This window comes from Herbiconiux ginsengi, assembly GCF_900107435.1.
GTDB lineage: Bacteria > Actinomycetota > Actinomycetes > Actinomycetales > Microbacteriaceae > Herbiconiux > Herbiconiux ginsengi.
In genome coordinates this window covers 1,158,297-1,175,198 of record NZ_FNPZ01000001.1, presented here as the reverse complement: position 1 = coordinate 1,175,198, position 16,902 = coordinate 1,158,297, and the positions used below count along the sequence as shown (strand labels likewise).

The 16,902-nt window shown below is 64.4% G+C and carries 18 protein-coding genes; 10 read left to right on the top strand and 8 right to left on the bottom strand.

All coding sequences use genetic code 11. The annotated features are described in order from the left end of the window. Positions 1-69: 69 nt before the first annotated feature. From trxB to BLW00_RS05650, 4 genes are all read left to right on the top strand, one after another. Positions 70-1,068: a thioredoxin-disulfide reductase gene (trxB, locus tag BLW00_RS05665; protein WP_092550353.1), complete on the top strand. Its 999-nt coding sequence runs from the start codon at positions 70-72 to the stop codon at positions 1,066-1,068. Between the two features lie 59 nt (positions 1,069-1,127). After that, a complete protein-coding gene (gene trxA, locus BLW00_RS05660; RefSeq protein ID WP_092550350.1) occupies positions 1,128-1,451 on the top strand; it encodes a thioredoxin in 324 nt (107 codons plus the stop codon). Positions 1,452-1,572: 121 nt separating this feature from the next. After that, positions 1,573-2,892, top strand: a complete 1,320-nt coding sequence (locus tag BLW00_RS05655; RefSeq protein WP_092550347.1) for an aminotransferase-like domain-containing protein — start codon at positions 1,573-1,575, stop codon at positions 2,890-2,892. Positions 2,893-2,896: 4 nt separating this feature from the next. Next, positions 2,897-3,877 (top strand): D-alanine--D-alanine ligase family protein, encoded by a 981-nt coding sequence (locus BLW00_RS05650; protein WP_092550344.1) that lies wholly within the window; start codon positions 2,897-2,899, stop codon positions 3,875-3,877. Between the two features lie 50 nt (positions 3,878-3,927). Here the strand turns inward: BLW00_RS05650 and BLW00_RS05645 are convergent, their stop codons facing one another. From BLW00_RS05645 to rpmH, 8 genes are all read right to left on the bottom strand, one after another. Continuing rightward, the gene (locus BLW00_RS05645; protein WP_092550341.1) at positions 3,928-4,908 is read right to left on the bottom strand and encodes a ParB/RepB/Spo0J family partition protein; all 981 of its coding nucleotides are present in this window, start codon (positions 4,906-4,908) and stop codon (positions 3,928-3,930) included. Further along, on the bottom strand, positions 4,898-5,812 hold the full coding sequence (locus BLW00_RS05640) for a ParA family protein (RefSeq protein WP_092550338.1): 915 nt from the start codon (positions 5,810-5,812) through the stop codon (positions 4,898-4,900). Before BLW00_RS05640 ends, BLW00_RS05645 begins: the two co-directional genes overlap by 11 nt. 78 nt (positions 5,813-5,890) lie before the next feature. After that, positions 5,891-6,535 (bottom strand): 16S rRNA (guanine(527)-N(7))-methyltransferase RsmG, encoded by a 645-nt coding sequence (gene rsmG, locus BLW00_RS05635; RefSeq protein WP_092550335.1) that lies wholly within the window; start codon positions 6,533-6,535, stop codon positions 5,891-5,893. Positions 6,536-6,549: 14 nt separating this feature from the next. Beyond that, positions 6,550-7,113: a Jag family protein gene (locus BLW00_RS05630; protein WP_092550332.1), complete on the bottom strand. Its 564-nt coding sequence runs from the start codon at positions 7,111-7,113 to the stop codon at positions 6,550-6,552. Next, the gene (yidC, locus tag BLW00_RS05625) at positions 7,110-8,078 is read right to left on the bottom strand and encodes a membrane protein insertase YidC (RefSeq protein ID WP_407650949.1); all 969 of its coding nucleotides are present in this window, start codon (positions 8,076-8,078) and stop codon (positions 7,110-7,112) included. Before yidC ends, BLW00_RS05630 begins: the two co-directional genes overlap by 4 nt. Positions 8,079-8,086: 8 nt before the next feature. After that, a complete protein-coding gene (yidD, locus tag BLW00_RS05620) occupies positions 8,087-8,395 on the bottom strand; it encodes a membrane protein insertion efficiency factor YidD (RefSeq protein WP_092550329.1) in 309 nt (102 codons plus the stop codon). Beyond that, positions 8,392-8,823 (bottom strand): ribonuclease P protein component, encoded by a 432-nt coding sequence (rnpA, locus tag BLW00_RS05615; protein WP_245741295.1) that lies wholly within the window; start codon positions 8,821-8,823, stop codon positions 8,392-8,394. The genes yidD and rnpA overlap by 4 nt, the downstream gene beginning before the upstream one ends. Then, a complete protein-coding gene (rpmH, locus tag BLW00_RS05610) occupies positions 8,762-8,899 on the bottom strand; it encodes a 50S ribosomal protein L34 (RefSeq protein WP_022895130.1) in 138 nt (45 codons plus the stop codon). The genes rnpA and rpmH overlap by 62 nt, the downstream gene beginning before the upstream one ends. Before the next feature lie 320 nt (positions 8,900-9,219). Here rpmH and dnaA point away from each other — a divergent pair, with 320 nt between their 5' ends. The 6 genes from dnaA to gyrB all read left to right on the top strand — a co-directional run bounded on the left by dnaA (position 9,220) and on the right by gyrB (position 16,876). Beyond that, on the top strand, positions 9,220-10,683 hold the full coding sequence (dnaA, locus tag BLW00_RS05605) for a chromosomal replication initiator protein DnaA (RefSeq protein ID WP_092550323.1): 1,464 nt from the start codon (positions 9,220-9,222) through the stop codon (positions 10,681-10,683). A gap of 353 nt (positions 10,684-11,036) precedes the next feature. Then, on the top strand, positions 11,037-12,182 hold the full coding sequence (gene dnaN, locus BLW00_RS05600; RefSeq protein ID WP_092552034.1) for a DNA polymerase III subunit beta: 1,146 nt from the start codon (positions 11,037-11,039) through the stop codon (positions 12,180-12,182). Positions 12,183-12,211: 29 nt separating this feature from the next. After that, the gene (gnd, locus tag BLW00_RS05595; protein WP_092550320.1) at positions 12,212-13,099 is read left to right on the top strand and encodes a phosphogluconate dehydrogenase (NAD(+)-dependent, decarboxylating); all 888 of its coding nucleotides are present in this window, start codon (positions 12,212-12,214) and stop codon (positions 13,097-13,099) included. A gap of 11 nt (positions 13,100-13,110) precedes the next feature. Further along, the gene (recF, locus tag BLW00_RS05590) at positions 13,111-14,280 is read left to right on the top strand and encodes a DNA replication/repair protein RecF (RefSeq protein WP_092550317.1); all 1,170 of its coding nucleotides are present in this window, start codon (positions 13,111-13,113) and stop codon (positions 14,278-14,280) included. Beyond that, positions 14,273-14,767, top strand: a complete 495-nt coding sequence (locus BLW00_RS05585) for a DUF721 domain-containing protein (RefSeq protein WP_092550315.1) — start codon at positions 14,273-14,275, stop codon at positions 14,765-14,767. The genes recF and BLW00_RS05585 overlap by 8 nt, the downstream gene beginning before the upstream one ends. Positions 14,768-14,902: 135 nt before the next feature. Beyond that, positions 14,903-16,876: a DNA topoisomerase (ATP-hydrolyzing) subunit B gene (gene gyrB / locus BLW00_RS05580; RefSeq protein ID WP_092550312.1), complete on the top strand. Its 1,974-nt coding sequence runs from the start codon at positions 14,903-14,905 to the stop codon at positions 16,874-16,876. The last annotated feature ends 26 nt before the right edge of the window (positions 16,877-16,902 follow it).

Sequence of the window (16,902 nt, the reverse complement as noted above, 5' to 3'; positions counted from 1 at the left end):
GGATGGGTTGTATCGGTCAGTGAGTGCACTGCTGGTGTGCCCACGATCATCCTCAGGAGTGGAAACGACATGCGCGAGATCATCATCATCGGGTCGGGCCCTGCGGGCTTCACGGCGGCGATCTACGCCGCGCGAGCCGGACTCAACCCGCTTCTGCTCGCGTCGAGCGTCGAGGCCGGCGGAGAGCTGATGAACACCACCGAGGTCGAGAACTTCCCGGGCTTCCCCGAGGGCATCCAAGGCCCTGATCTCATGATGAAGCTGCAGGAGCAGGCCGAGAAGTTCGGCACCGAGGTCATCCTCGACGACGTGACGAGCCTGCACCTCGACGGTGACATCAAGACCGTGCACACCGGCTACAGCGGAACCTTCGAGGCCCGCTCGGTGATCTTCGCCACCGGCTCCGCTTACCGCAAGCTCGGCCTGGCCGACGAAGAGCGACTGAGCGGCCGCGGCGTGTCGTGGTGTGCCACCTGCGACGGCTTCTTCTTCAAGACCAAGACGATCGCGGTCGTCGGGGGCGGCGACTCCGCCATGGAGGAGGCCACCTTCCTCACCCGATTCGCCGAGAAGGTGTACGTCGTACACCGTAAGGACACCCTGCGTGCGTCGAAGATCATGCAGGAGCGCGCCTTCCAGAACGAGAAGATCGAGTTCGTCTGGAACTCCGAGGTCGTCGGCATCTCGGGCGAGAGTGCCGTCGAGGCGCTGTCGCTCCGTGACACCGTCACCGGTGAGCAGTCCGAACTCCCCGTGCAGGGCCTGTTCGTGGCCATCGGCAACGACCCGCGCGTGCATCTCGTGCATGGTCAGCTCGACCTCACGGCAGACGGCACCATCGCGGTGCAGGGTCGCTCGTCGAAGACCAACCTTCCCGGTGTCTTCGCCGCCGGCGACGTCATCGACCCCCACTATCGCCAGGCGGTCACCGCCGCGGCGTCAGGAACAGTCGCCGCTCTCGACGCCGAGCAGTTCCTCGCAGCTCTCGACCAGGTGGAGGAATCGTCGCGAGTCGACTTGGCCGCCGCACTGGCCGACGAGGTCGACGACCTGGTCGCCGCCGACTGAACACTCACGGAGAGGCCCGTTCGGGCATCCGGAACCCCATTCACACGAAAGAAGGAACAATGTCCAACGCCAAGGCAGTCTCCGACGCCAGCTTCGAGGCCGACGTCCTGAAGTCCGAGAAGACCATCCTCGTCGACTTCTGGGCCGAGTGGTGCGGGCCGTGTCGCGCGGTCGCCCCGATCCTCGACCAGATCGCTTCGGAGCACTCCGACAAGATCGAGATCGTGAAGCTCAACGTCGACGACAACCCGCAGACCGCGATGAAGTACCAGATCACCTCGATCCCCGCGATGAAGGTCTACCAGGGCGGCGAGGTCGTGAAGACGATCATCGGCGCCAAGCCGAAGGCGGCCCTCGAGGCCGACCTCGCCGCCTTCATCTGAGCCGCATCGCCCTCCCGAACGGCCTGATGGCCAGTTCGTGTCAAGTGGCCCGCCGCATCCGTGCAGCGGGCCACTTTTGCATGTCATACGATGGAATTTCGGTCTACGTCGGGATGTACGAGTGAGCAGCCAGAAACCCCCTTCGTCCGCGGGCAACAATCTCGATCCGTGGTACGCCAACTATGCCGAGCGCACAGCCGGTCTCGCCGCCTCCGAGGTGCGAGCCCTGTTCGCCGTGGCTTCCCGTCCTGAGGTGGTATCGCTCGCCGGCGGCATGCCCGCCGTCTCCGCGCTGCCGCAGGAGCTCGTGATCGAGTCGATGAACCGGGTGATGCGCGAGCAGGGATCGGTGGCTCTGCAATACGGATCGGGTCAGGGCGTGCCGGCGCTGCGCGAACAGATCCTCGACGTGATGGCCATGGAGGGCATCAAAGCGAGCGCCGACGACGTCGTGGTCACCACCGGCTCCCAGCACGCGCTCGAACTCGTGACCAAGTTGTTCATCGATCCAGGTGACGTCGTTCTGGCCGAAGGGCCGAGCTACGTCACCGCGATGGTGATCTTCCGGTCGTTCCAGGCCGAGACGCATCATGTGGCGATGGATGCGCACGGGATGATCCCCGAGTCGCTCCGCGAGAACATCGCGCGGCTGAAGGCGCTCGGCAAGAAGATCAAGTTCCTCTACACGATTCCCTCGTTCCAGAACCCGGCGGGCGTGACGCTCTCCTGGGAGCGCCGGCTGGAGGTGCTGCAGATCGCGAAGGAGAACGGCATCCTCGTTCTCGAGGACAACCCCTACGGCCTGCTGCACTTCGACGCACCGCCTCCCCCTGCGCTCCGCTCGGTCGAACAGGAGGGCGTCATCTATCTCGGCACCTTCTCGAAGACGCTCGCCCCCGGCTTCCGGGTCGGCTGGGCCCTCGCACCCCACGCGATCCGCGAGAAGCTGATCCTGGCGAACGAGGCGGCCGTTCTCTCACCCAGTTCCTTCAGTCAGCTCATCATCTCGGAGTACCTCGACACCATCGACTGGCGCGCGCAGGTCGACCGCTTCCGTGGCGTCTACCGCGAGCGAAAAGAGGCGATGATCGGGGCTTTAACCGAATACTTGCCGAATCTCGAGTGGACCGATCCGAATGGCGGCTTCTACGTCTGGCTCACTCTGCCCGCCTACCTCGACTCGAAGCAGATGCTCCCTCGCGCGGTCAAGGAACTCGTCGCGTATACGCCGGGAACGGCCTTCTACGCAGACGGAGGCGGGCGCAACAACATCCGCCTCTCGTTCTGCTACCCCACTCCCGAAGCGATCCGGGTCGGCATCCGCCGCCTGCAGAACGTGATCAATGGGGAACTCGACCTGCTCGAGACCTTCTCCGCCACCGGCCCCCTCGACACCGTGCGCGATCGCAACTTCTCCGCGCCCCCTCCCAACCTGGATTGAGATCATGACCGATTCCTCCACTCCTCGCACCGTCGTCGTTCTGGCCGGCGGGATCTCGCACGAGCGAGACGTCTCGCTGCGATCGGGTCGGCGCGTCGCAGACAGCCTCGCCGAGCGTGGTCACACGGTCATTCTGCGGGATCCGGATGCCACGCTGCTGCACTATCTCGACGAGACCCGTCCCGACGTGGTGTGGCCCGCCCTCCACGGGGCGAGCGGCGAAGACGGCGCCTTGCGTGCCCTCCTCGATGTGCTCGAGATCCCGTATGTCGGGTCTCAGGCCAAGGCTGCCCGGCTTGCTTGGCAGAAGCCGACTGCGAAAGTCCTGGTCGAGCGGGCCGGTTTCGCGACCCCCCGCTGGCTCACCCTCCCCCGCGACACCTTCCGGGAGTTGGGAGCCACTCAGGTACTCGACCTCGTGTCGCGCTCCCTCGGCTCCGAGCTGGTCGTCAAGCCGGCGATGGGTGGGTCGGCGCTGGGCGTCGGCGTCATCACCTCGTCCGACGACCTCCCGCGCGCCGTCGTCGACGCCTACACCTACGGTGAGGTCGCGTTGATCGAGCAACGCGCCCGTGGCGTCGAGGTGTCGATCGGCATCATCGACCTCGGTGACGGCGCCTTCGCCCTGCCACCGGTCGAGATCGAGCCGCGCTCGGGTGTCTATAGCTTCGAGGCCCGATACAACGCCGGTGAAACCAGCTTCTACGTGCCGGCCCGACTCGACGACGACATCGCAGCGAAGGCGAGCGCTACAGCTCTGGCCATCTACGAGACTCTCGGGCTCCGGCACATCTCGCGGATCGACCTCATCATCGACGACGCGGGCGTTCCGTGGTTCTTGGAGGCGAACGTGCTCCCAGGTCTGACCGAGACATCCACGGTGCCGCAGGGGATTCTCGCGGCCGGCTTCTCGTTGGGTTCGGTCTACGAGAAGCTCAGCGAAGTCGCCATTGCCGGAGCCACAGCCGGCGCTGGCGCGGCCTGACGTCGCCGGTTCACGCCGAATGTTTCACGTGAAACGTCACCGTCGATGTTTCACGTGAAACGTGGGCCGCTGAGCGGGCGCTCGCGACCGTAGCCTTCTTCGCCGAGTTCACTGAGGATTCGATTGAGATCGTCGATCGTCGCGAAATCGATCACGATCTGACCCTTCGAGCGGCCGAGACTCACGCGCACTCGCGTGTTCAGGCGGTCGCCGAGGCGCTCACCGATCTCGTCGAGGTGGCCGCGCTTGGTGCCCGCAGTGGTCTTGGCGCGGGATTGTTTCGGGGCCGATGAGGCAAGCGCCTCCGCGGCCCGCACGGAGAGATCCTCGTTCACGATCTTATCGGCGAGTTTGGTCATGGCATCCACGTCACCGACGGCCAGAACAGCGCGCGCGTGCCCCGCGCTCAGAACTCCGGATGCGACGCGATTCTGCACCGCCGGAGGGAGCCGGAGAAGGCGGAGCGTGTTCGTGATCTGCGGGCGCGAACGCCCGATCCGCTCGGCCAACTGCTCCTGGGTGATACCGAAGTCGTCGAGCAACTGCTGGTAGGCCGACGCCTCTTCCAACGGGTTGAGCTGTGAGCGGTGCAGGTTCTCGAGCAGCGCATCGCGCAGCATGTCCTCGTCTGCGGTGTCTTTGATCACCGCCGGAATCGTGTCGAGCCCGGCCTCCTTGGTTGCGCGCAGACGCCGCTCACCCATGACGAGCTCGTACTGCTGCTCGCCTCCCTCTTCGAGGGGAAGTTCACGCACCACGATCGGCTGCAGGACGCCGATCTCGCGCACCGAGTGCACGAGCTCCGCGAGATCCGAGGCGTCGAAGACACTCCGCGGCTGCTTGGCATTCGGCACGATGCTGTTGGGATCGAGCTGAGCGAGCCGAGCGCCGGGCACAGCGACCAACTCCGGCACTCCCGCCGGCGCGTCGAAGAAGACGTCGACCGGCCGCGCGCCCTCGACGCGAGGCTCGTCTGTCGGGATCAGGGCGCCGATGCCGCGGCCGAGACCGGTTCTCTTCCTAGTTGCCACGATGAGGCGCTCCTCTGTCTGCTATTTCGGCCGCGGCCTCCAGGTAGGAGACCGAACCGGGGGATCCGGGGTCGAAGCTGATCACGGTCTGGCCGAAGCTCGGTGCCTCGGAGATCCGCACCGAACGGGGGATCACGGCCTTCAGTGTCTCGCTCGGGAAGTGCGTGCGCACATCCTCCGCCACCTGGAAGGCCAGGCGCGTACGGCCGTCGTACATCGTCAAGAGGATGGTTGATACGGCGAGCGTGGGGTTCAGATGCCGTTCGATCAAGTTGATGTTGTTGAGGAGCTGGCTCAGACCCTCGAGTGCGTAGTACTCGCACTGGATCGGTATCAGCACTTCACGAGCGGCCACGAAGGCATTGATCGTCAAGAGACCCAGCGACGGCGGGCAGTCGATGAAGACGTAGTGGAACGGCTCGCCTTCCTCCGTCTTCTGGGAAAGAAAGCGATCGAGGCTGCCTCGGAGCCGCTGCTCGCGTGCAACCATCGGCACCAACTCGATCTCGGCGCCCGCAAGATGGATCGTCGCCGGCAAACAGAACAGATTACCGGACTCGGGGCTCTGCTGCACGATGCCGGCCATCGGTTCGTCGTGAATCAACACGTCGTACACACTCGGCTTGTCGCCGCGGTGATCGACTCCGAGCGCAGTCGAAGCGTTGCCCTGCGGGTCAAGGTCGATCACAAGCACCCGCGCGCCCTCGCGAGCCAAGGCCGCTGCAAGATTGACGGTGGTCGTCGTCTTACCGACGCCGCCCTTCTGGTTGGCGACAGTCAGAACTCGGGGAGCCAGGGGGAGGGGAAACTCTCGCATTGCCAGTTGCCGCTTTCGTTGGGAGAGGTCCGCAAGTTCCCGGGCCAGCGGCGTCGACGCATCGAAGGCGGTTGCATCACTGGTCATTCACACAATCCTGTCGGTATGTTTCACGTGAAACATCGGGAGCGAGAAGCCCGAACGGACGTCTTCGATCGTATCGAACTACGCCGGGACACGGGCACGGATCACCCGAGTCACCTCGACCCCGATGGACTCTCCCAGCTCGAGGACTTCCACATCGGCGAGCTTGTACTTGCGAATGGCCTTCTCGGCCGCCGCGATCTCGGCGCTCGCACCAGCGCCCTTCATCAAGACCATCTCGCCACCCGGGCGGAGCAGGGGAGCGGTCATCGGAATGAGCTTGCTGAAGGCGCTGACCGCGCGAGCCGTGACCTGGTCGAGTCGCTGGGGGAGTCGCGCCTCTTCGGCGCGGGCTCGCACGACCGTGACGTTCGTCAACCCGAGAAGCGTGCGCTGCTCCTCGAGCCAGGCCACGCGACGCTCCATCGGCTCGACCAAGACGAAGTCCACATCCGGGCGGGCGATGGCGAGCACGACACCCGGCAGCCCTGCGCCGCTGCCGATATCGCCGACGAGCCCAGGGCGCAGCAGGGGAGCCACGACCCCTGAGTTGATGATGTGCCGGCTCCAGATCCTGGGCAGCTCCAACGGGCCGATCAGCCCGAGCTCCTCGCCGCGGCGTACGAGGTCGGCCGTGTACAGGCGAGCGAGATCGATCCGATCGCCGAACACCACCGCAGCCGCAGCCGGCTCGGTCTCGACTACGTTCTGCTCGTCGTCCGTCACTGTTTCACGTGAAACTATGCGCGCGAGATCACGGTGTGACGATCGCGACCTTCGCCCTCGGACTCCGAGGCGAACCCACGCTCGGCCACGATGTCGTGCACCAGCTTGCGCTCATATGACGACATCGGCTCGAGGTGCGCCGACATGGAGCCGGCCTCGATCCCGGCGATCGCGCCATCGACGAGCTTCTCCAGCTCCCGCTGCCGCTGCTCTCGACTGCCACCGACATCCAGGATCAACCGTGAGAACTCGCCTGTCTTCGTCTGAACCGCAAGACGAGTCAATTCCTGCAAAGCAGCGACCGTCTCGGTACGCGAAAGCACTCGCAAGTTGCTCTCGCCTGAGGCGTTCACCGAGATGTACGCCCGGCCGTCGGTGACCTCGATGTCGATGTCGCCATCGAGGTCGCAGATGTCGAGAAGCTCCTCGATGTAGTCAGCGGCTACATCACCCTCGTCGTCGAGACGGGAGTGCGGCGCAGCAGACGAATCCGCATCCGTCGCGGAACCCTTTGACAGCGAGGCGTCCTCCACGTCGAAGTCCTGACTGGTGTCGGTGGTCTCGGTCACATCACTCATTTCTTATCACCTTGCTTCTTCGCCCGGTTCTTGTTCACGGGCTGCTGCCGCTGCGTCGTCTTCGGCGGCTCCGGGATCGATTCGATCGCAGGCGCCCCCTTGGTCGGCTCGAGCTTGCCCTTCTTGGCCAGCCGCGCCTCACGCGCCTTGGCGGCCTCACTGCCCGGCGTGGGCATGTTGCGAATCACGAGGAACTGCTGACCCATGGTCCAGAGGTTCGAGGTGAGCCAGTAGAACATGACACCGAGGGGGAACGCCACACCCGAGAACACGAACACGAGCGGGAGGATGTAGAGCAGGATGCGCTGCTGCTTGAACATCGGGCTGTTCTTCGCCTCGGGCGACTGGTTCTTCGCCATGATCTGCAGCTGCGTGTAGAACTGCGACGCCGTCATCAGCACCACCATGAGGCCGGCGATGAGCATGACCTGCCACGGGCCGCCCGCATTCCACGCACCGATGAAGGTGTCATGCAGGGGAGCGACACCGAACAGCGTCGCGTCACCGAACTGCTTGCCGAGCTCGGCATTCAGCGGGCCGACCCCCGCAAGCCCCTTCTGGGCGTTGTTCAGCACCGAGAACAGGCTGAAGAAGATCGGCATCTGCAGAAGAAGAGGAAGACAGGATGCGAGCGGATTCGTGCCCGTACGCCGATACAGCTCCATCGTCTCTCGCGACATCGCCTCGCGGGAGAACTGGTCTTTCTTGCCCTTGTACTTGTCCTGGATCTTCTTCAGCTGGGGCGCGACCTCGAGCATCTTGCGCTGACTCTTGATCTGCCGCACGAAGATCGGGATGAGCGCCGCACGCACCACGAGCACGAGACCCACGATCGAGAGCACCCAGGTGAGGCCGGCCGCGGGGTCGAGCCCGATGAAGGTCCACAGATAGTGCCAGGCGACCAGGATGAGTTCCACGACCCATTTGATGGGCCAGAGGATCGTATCGAGAAACGGGATTTCCATGGGGTGGGTTAGCCCTTTCCGTGGCTAGCTACGACAAAACCGAAAGGCGTGAGCCGGTATCTCTGGCGACGCACCGGCGGCACGTCGTCGATCCCGCCTTTGGCCCACGGATGACAACGCGCGATGCGGTAGAGGCCCATCGCCGACCCGACGACCACGCCCCGCTGCTGAATCGCCTGCAGGGTATAAGAGGAGCACGACGGGTAATAGCGGCACACGTCGCCGTAGAGAGGGGAGATCACTGCTCGGTAGCCGCGCAGGATGAGCACGGCGAGGTTGCGGGGGAGCAGCACGATCGCAGTCACCACTGACATCATGCGAGTACTGATCCTTTGGTGAGAGAGCGCGACAGTTCTTCGAAGAGTACGTGGTAAGGCTGAGTCCCAGCTTCGGGCAGCGCACGCACCACCACGTCGTACCCGGACTCGATCTGCGGCAGCAACGAATAACTCGCCGCCTTCAGTCGCCGGCGCACCCGATTTCGCACCACGGCGATGCCGACCGATTTCGCCACGATGAACCCGAAACGCGCATCCGACGAATCGGATGCGCGAATGTAGGTGACGGTGTTCGGCCCGACGAACTTCGCACCACGCCGGACGGTGGCGCGATAGTCACGACCGTGGGTGATGCGATTGCCTCTGGCCAGCACCGCGACGACAGGATCTGTGTCTAGGCGGGAATCAAGCAGAGAGCTCGGTGCGGCCCTTACGGCGGCGAGCCGAAAGGATGGCGCGGCCGGCACGCGTGCGCATACGCAGACGGAAGCCGTGCACCTTGGCGCGACGGCGGTTGTTCGGCTGGAAGGTTCTCTTGCTCATAATGATCTCCGTGGTCCGGCAGGCACTCGGAATGACTGCCGTGAAGTGAAGGGGTGTGGGATTCCACAAGTCAACTGATTAAAACTACGGTCTTAATCCCCTGTGGTCAAACCGGATCTGCACAAAGGATCAATTATCCACAGACTGTGGACAACATCTGTGAATGACACGCGTACAGTCAATACAGCGAACTTGCCCTGTGGCATGGCAGTCACTAGCTTAGTTGCCTACAGTTACTAACAGCCGGCGGGGGCGCAGCAAACGGCAGACAGTCGAACCGGTGAGTTCGGCCACGCAATTCACGTTCGACAGGAGTTCCATTGGCTGAGGGTGCCGGCTCGACAGAGGACAACTGGCGAACGGTGCTCCAGGTGCTCTCCACCGATCAGCGCATCACCCCGCAGCTCAAGGGCTTCCTCGGTCTCGTCGTGCCGAAGGGCATCCTCGGCGGTTCGTTCTACCTCGAAGTGCCCAACGACTTCACACGCGACATGCTCGAGCAGCGGGTGCGGCCCTCGCTGCTCTCAGCACTCGGCACGCTGGACCCCCAGCTCGACGTGAGCAGCTTCTCCGTGGTCGTGAACCCCGACATCGACGGCTACGAGACCACGACGGTCACCGAACCGGCTCCCGTGATCCCGGTCGGCAACGGTCCGGGGGTGGGTTCGGGCGCCGACTCGGCCTACGTCGAATCGGTCGCGCCACCCGTTCAGGAGACCACCGGCCCGCACCGCAACAACGACACCCGTCTCAACGCCAAGTACAGCTTCGACAACTTCGTCATCGGCGGTTCCAACCGCTTCGCCCACGCCGCCGCCGTGGCCGTGGCCGAGGCGCCGGCCAAGGCCTACAACCCGCTCTTCATCTACGGCGATTCCGGGCTCGGCAAGACGCATCTCCTGCACGCCATCGGGCATTACGCCATCAGCCTGTATCCCGGGGTGCGGGTGCGCTACGTGAGCTCGGAGGAGTTCACCAACGACTTCATCAACTCGATCGCGAACAACCGCGGCGCCGCGTTCCAGTCGCGCTACCGCGACATCGACCTCCTGCTCATCGACGACATCCAGTTCCTCCAGCGAGCGGTCGAGACCCAGGAAGCGTTCTTCCACACGTTCAACACGCTGCACGACCACAACAAGCAGGTGGTCATCACCTCCGACCTCCCCCCGAAGCACCTCACGGGATTCGAGGAACGGATGCGCACCCGCTTCGAGTGGGGCCTCATCACCGACGTGCAGACCCCCGACCTCGAGACCCGCATCGCGATCTTGCGCAAGAAGGCGCAGAGCGAGCGATTGCGCGTGCCCGACGACATCCTCGAGTTCATGGCCTCGAAGGTCTCGAGCAACGTGCGCGAGCTCGAGGGCACCCTCATCCGCGTCACCGCATTCGCGAGCCTGAACCGCACCCCCGTCGACATGGCTCTGGTGCAGACGGTGCTGAAAGACCTCATCACCCTCGATGACGACAACGTGATCGCGCCGGTCGACATCATCAACCACACCGCGGAGTACTTCAAACTCTCGGTCGACGACCTCTACGGCTCCAGCCGCTCCCAGGCCATCGCCACGGCCCGCCAGATCGCCATGTACCTCTGCCGTGAGATGACGAGCCTCTCCCTCCCCAAGATCGGTCAACTGTTCGGCGGCCGCGACCACACCACGGTCATGTACGCCAACAACAAGATCGGCAAGCTGATGACCGAGAAGCGCTCGATCTACAACCAGGTCACCGAGATCTCGAACCGGATCAAGCACAACCAGCGCTACAAGAGCGCCTGAGTGCGACCTGGCAGCGTTGTCCACAGATTGTGAAGAGTGTGTGGATAACCACGCCGTGGATGTTGATCAGTCGCCCCGGGATGTGGATTCGTTCACGCAGCGTTCATCGCCCATCCGCCCGCACCAACACCGAGTTCACAACGGCTCTACAACTCACACGCGTGTAGTTCGGCTGGATCGAGCGGTTTAAACAGAGTTATCCACATATCCCCAGGCGTTAAGAACATTAAGAGATCTTTCTTTAAGCAAATGACATCCAAGAACCTTGTGCAGAAATTGCTCCACCGATCCGGCGGCTCGCACCCGATAACATGGAGCGACCCCAGGTCAGTCAAGTCGACAGAGGTGACTTCGTGAAGTTCCAAGTAAACCGAGACGTCTTCAGCGAAGCAGTGTCGTTCGCCGTGAAGTTGTTGCCTCAGCGCACCACTCTGCCGATCCTCAGCGGAGTGCTGATCGAAGCGACGGATGACGGTCTCACCCTCTCCTCGTTCGACTACGAGGTCTCGGCGCAGACGCAGATCTCCGCCGACGTCGAGGAGCCGGGTGTCGTGCTCGTCTCCGGCCGGCTGCTCTCCGACATCGCGAACCGCCTGCCGAACGCCCCGGTGAGCTTCTCCACCGAGGATTCGCGCATCGTGGTCAGCTGCGGCTCCGCCCGCTTCACCCTGCTGAGCATGCCGGTGGAGGAATACCCGACGCTGCCGCAGGTGGGAGCCGAATCCGGATTGCTGCCGGCCGACCAGTTCGCCGCTGCCGTCTCGCAGGTGGCGGTCGCGGCATCCCGCGACGACGTGACCCCCGTCATCACGGGGGTGCAGCTCGAGGTGAGTGAGAACACCATCTCCCTCGTGGCGACCGACCGCTACCGCGTGGCCGTGCGCAACATCGACTGGGACTCGAACGACTCCGGCACCCAGTCCGCCACCGCTCTCGTTCCCGCCCGCACGCTGCAGGAGGTCGGCAAGACCTTCGGCAACGCGGGCACCATCTCGGTGGCGATCACCAATACCGACGACCGTGAGCTGATCGCCTTCAAGGCCGACAAGAAGACGGTCACGACGCTGCTCATCAAGGGCAACTTCCCGCCTGTGAAGCGCCTCTTCCCCGAGAGCGTCGACAACTACGCGGTGATCAACACGGCCGATCTCATCGAGGCCACCAAGCGCGTCTCCCTCGTGCTCGAGCGCGAAGCAGCGCTGCGCTTCACCTTCACCATCGACGGCGTGACCCTCGAGGCCATCGGCTCGGAGCAGGCCCAGGCCTCCGAGTCGATCGATGCCCTCCTCACCGGCTCCGACACGGTCGTTTCGCTGAAGCCGCAGTTCTTGCTCGACGGGCTCGGCGCCGTGCACTCCGAGTTCGTGCGGATCTCGTTCACCAAGACCGACAACCCGAACAAGCCCGGTCCGGTGCTCATCACGAGCCAGTCGTCGAAAGACCAGCCCGGCTCCGACGACTACAAGTACCTGCTGCAGCCGAACCTTCTGCTGCGCTGACTCACACGCTGACCACACAAGGAGCTGTCATGAACATCGGTCTTATCGGTCTGGGCAAGATGGGCAACAACATGCGTGCCCGCCTGAAGAAGTCGGGCATCGACGTCGTGGGGTATGACACGAACCCGGCCGTCAGCGACGTGGCCGATCTCCCCGCTCTGGCCGCAGCCCTTCCCGCCCCTCGCATCGTCTGGGTGATGGTGCCGGCCGGTGCGATCACCGACGGCGTCATCCACGACCTGGCCGAGGTGCTCGACGAGGGCGACCTCATCATCGACGGCGGCAACTCGAAGTGGACCGAGGACTTCAAGCACTCCGAGTTCCTCGCTCCGAAAGGCATCCAGTTCATGGACGCCGGAGTCTCCGGCGGCGTCTGGGGCCTCGAGAACGGCTACGGCCTCATGGTCGGCGGCACCGCTGAGAATGTCGAGCGCGCAATGCCCGTGTTCGACGCGCTGCGCCCCGAGGGCCCGCGCGCCGAGGGCTTCGTGCACGTGGGCGAGGTGGGCGCTGGGCACTACGCCAAGATGGTGCACAACGGCATCGAGTACGGCATCATGCAGGCCTACGCCGAAGGCTACGAGCTGCTCGACGCGAAGAAGGACATCATCAAGGACGTGACCGGCACGTTCAAGGCCTGGCAGCGCGGCACGGTCGTGCGTTCCTGGCTGCTCGAACTGCTGGTGCGTGCCCTCGAGGCCGACCCCGAGTTCCATGACATCCAGGGCTACGTCGACGACTCCGGCGAGGGTCGCTGGACCCTCGAGGAAGCCATCGAGAATGCCGTGCCGATGCCCGCCATCAGCGCGTCGATCTTCGCGCGCTTTGTGTCGCGCCAGGAGGACTCGCCCTCGATGAAGGCCGTCGCCGCACTGCGCAACCAGTTCGGCGGCCACGCGGTCAAAGAGCTCGACTAGCTCCTGCCGGCTTGTTCGTCCGTCACCTGAGTCTCACCGACTTCCGCAACTACGTCACGGCCGAGGTCGCACTCGTGCCGGGGCCGAACCTGTTCGTCGGCAGCAATGGGCAAGGCAAGACGAACCTCGTCGAGTCGCTGGCCTACCTCGCCACGCTCGGGTCGCACCGGGTCTCCACCGACCAGGCGCTGATCCGGGCAGGGCAGGAGTCGGCGATCGTACGAGCGCGGCTCGAGCACGACGGTCGTGAGCTGCTGGTCGAACTCCAGCTGAATCGCGCGGCCGCCAATCGTGCCCAGGTGAATCGGGCCGCGGTGAAGCCGCGTGAACTGCCGCGCTACGTGTCCACTGTGCTCTTCGCCCCGGAGGATCTCGCGCTCGTGCGGGGCGAGCCGTCGACGCGCCGGCGCTTCGTGGATGCTCTACTCGGCGCGAAGTCACCGCGACTGCTGGGCGTCTTCGCCGACTACGACCGGGTGCTGAAGCAACGCAACGCGCTTCTCAAATCGGCGCGGGCATCCGGATTGAAGAACGAGAAGCTCTCGACGCTCGAACTCTGGAACGAGCGGCTCGTCGCACTCGGCTCGGAGATCATGGCGGAGCGGATAGGGATCATCACCGCACTCGGGCCGTTCGTGCGCGAGGCTTACCAGGCGGTGGCCGGCTCCGATCAGGAGCCGACGCTCGAGGTGGTGCTGAGCATCCTCGCCGACCATCCCGAGGCCGACGACGCGGAGGCCACCGTGCCGGCGGCGGCCGATCTCACTCGGGACGGACTGGCCGATGCGTTCCGCGCCGCCCTCGAGAAGGTGGCCCGCGCGGAGCGCGACCGCGGCATCACCCTCGTGGGCCCGCACCGCGACGACCTGCTGTTCAAATTGAACGGATTGCCCGCGAAGGGCTATGCCAGCCATGGCGAATCCTGGTCGTTCGCCCTCGCCCTGAAGCTCGCCTGCGCCGAACTGCTGCGTGCCGACTCGATCACCGGCGACCCGATCGTCATCCTCGACGACGTGTTCGCCGAACTCGACCAGCGCCGCCGCGGCAGGCTGGCGGATGCGGTCAAGGGCTACGAGCAGGTGCTCATCACGGCAGCCGTCTTTGAGGATGTGCCGGAAGAGCTCACCGCCCATACCGTGCGGATCTCGGCCGGGACTATCGTGGACGCATCCGATGACTGAATCACAGAACGTCTACCTCCGCCTGAAGGCCGCGTTCGGGGATCCGAGTTCCCGAGCGGCCACCTGGCGTGCCAAGAAGACGCGCGCGCGGGATCGCGACGGCGACGGCACGAGCATCCCGTACGGCCGAGGCCGGGATCCGCACGGCCTCGGCGACGTGATGTCGACGCTGTCGAGCGAACTCGGCTGGACGTCGTCGCTGGCCAAATCGGACCTGCTGCTGGCCTGGACCGAGATCGCCGGGCCCGAGACGGCCGAGCACAGCCGGCCGATCGGCATCACCGACTCGGTGCTCACCGTGCAGTGCGACTCGACGGCGTGGGCCACGCAGCTGCGGCACATGCGTGTGCTCATCATGACCACGATCGCCCAGCGCTACCCTGACGCGGGCATCGAGTCGATCCGCTTCGAAGCGCCCCACGCGCCTTCCTGGAAACGCGGCTCCAGATCGATTCCAGGGCGCGGTCCTCGCGATACCTACGGCTGACAGGGCAAATGTGGTCATCCGGGGAGAAATGATCGCTCAGAGCGGCATATAGCGGACGTTTCACACCCTTCGTTTGATAGAATTAAGGGTCGCCTGCCCGGCCGTTGGGCGCGGCACTGAGGAGCCCATTTCTATATGTCTGAATCGGACAAGGTCCACCCTGACAACGAGTACGGCGCGGACCAAATCCAGGTTCTTGAAGGTCTCGAGGCGGTGCGGAAGCGCCCCGGCATGTACATCGGTTCGACAGGCCCCCGAGGTCTGCACCACCTTGTGTACGAGATCGTCGACAACTCCGTCGACGAGGCTCTCGCCGGGTATGCGACGCACATCGAGGTCGTCATGCGCAAAGACGGCGGAATCCGCGTCGACGACAACGGTCGCGGCATCCCCGTCGACATCCACCCGGTGGAGAAGAAGTCGACCGTCGAGGTCGTGCTGACGATCCTGCATGCCGGTGGCAAGTTCGGCGGCGGCGGATACGCTGTCTCGGGTGGTCTGCACGGCGTCGGCAGCTCGGTCGTCAACGCTCTCTCCAGCGAGCTCGACGTCGAGGTGCGCCGTCAGGGCAACGTCTACCGGCAGAGCTACAAGATCGGTGTTCCGCAGGCTCCGCTCGAGATGGGTGAATCGACCACCGAGACCGGCACGCGCATCACCTTCTGGCCGAGCAAGGAGATCTTCGAGACCGTCGAGTTCGACTACGAGACCCTCCGCGCCCGGTTCCAGCAGATGGCCTTCCTCAACAAGGGCCTCGCCATCACCTTGACCGACGAACGTGGTGGAGACGACGGGACCGACGAGGACGTCGTGGTCACCTATCTCTACGAGAACGGTCTGAAGGACTACGTCGAGTACCTCAACCGCTCGAAGAAGGCCGACCTCGTGAACGAGGAGATCATCTCCTTCGAGCAGGAGGACACCGAGCGCAAGATCGCCCTCGAGGTGGCGATGCAGTGGACCACCGGATACACCGAGAGCGTCCACACCTACGCCAACACGATCAACACGCACGAGGGCGGCACCCACGAAGAGGGGTTCCGCGCTGCGCTCACCACGCTCGTCAACAAGTACGCCCGTGAGAAGGGCATCATCAAGGAGAAGGACGACAACCTCTCCGGCGACGACGTGCGTGAGGGTCTCACCGCGGTGATCTCGATCAAGCTCGCCGAGCCGCAATTCGAGGGCCAGACGAAGACGAAGCTCGGCAACACCGAGGCGAAGGCGTTCGTGCAGCGGGTCGTCGGCACCGAGCTGACCGACTGGTTCGACCGCAACCCGGTGCAGGCACGCGACATCATCCGCAAGGCGATCCAGGCCTCGCAGGCTCGACTGGCTGCCCGCAAGGCGCGCGAGCAGACCCGCCGCAAGGGCCTGCTCGAGGGCGGCGGGATGCCCGGCAAGCTGAAGGACTGCTCGAGCCGAGACCCTGCCAAGAGCGAGATCTTCATCGTGGAGGGCGACTCGGCCGGTGGCTCCGCCATCCAGGGTCGCAACCCCGAGACGCAGGCGATCCTGCCGCTGCGTGGCAAGATCCTCAACGTCGAGAAGGCGCGGCTCGACCGCGCGCTCGGCAACAACGAGGTGCAGGCGATGATCACCGCGTTCGGCGCGGGGATCGGCGAGGACTTCAACCCCGACAAGGCTCGGTATCACAAGATCGTCTTGATGGCCGATGCGGATGTCGACGGCCAGCACATCACGACGCTGCTGCTCACTCTGGTGTTCCGTTACATGCGCCCCCTGATCGAGCTCGGATACGTCTACCTCGCGATGCCGCCGCTCTACCGCCTCAAGTGGACGAACGCGCCCCATGAATACGTCTACTCCGATGCCGAGCGCGACGCGCTGCTGATCGACGGCCAGGCCGCCGGCAAGCGCATCCCGAAGGAGAACGGCATCCAGCGCTACAAGGGTCTGGGTGAGATGGACTACCGCGAGCTGTGGGACACCACGATGGATCCCGACACCCGCACCCTCCGCCAGATCACACTCGATGACGCCGCGGCCGCCGACGAGATCTTCTCCACCCTGATGGGCGAAGACGTGGAATCACGGCGCAACTTCATCCAGAAGAACGCCAAAGACGTCCGCTTCCTCGACATCTGATCCGCTGGAACGGATGCCGACGGCAT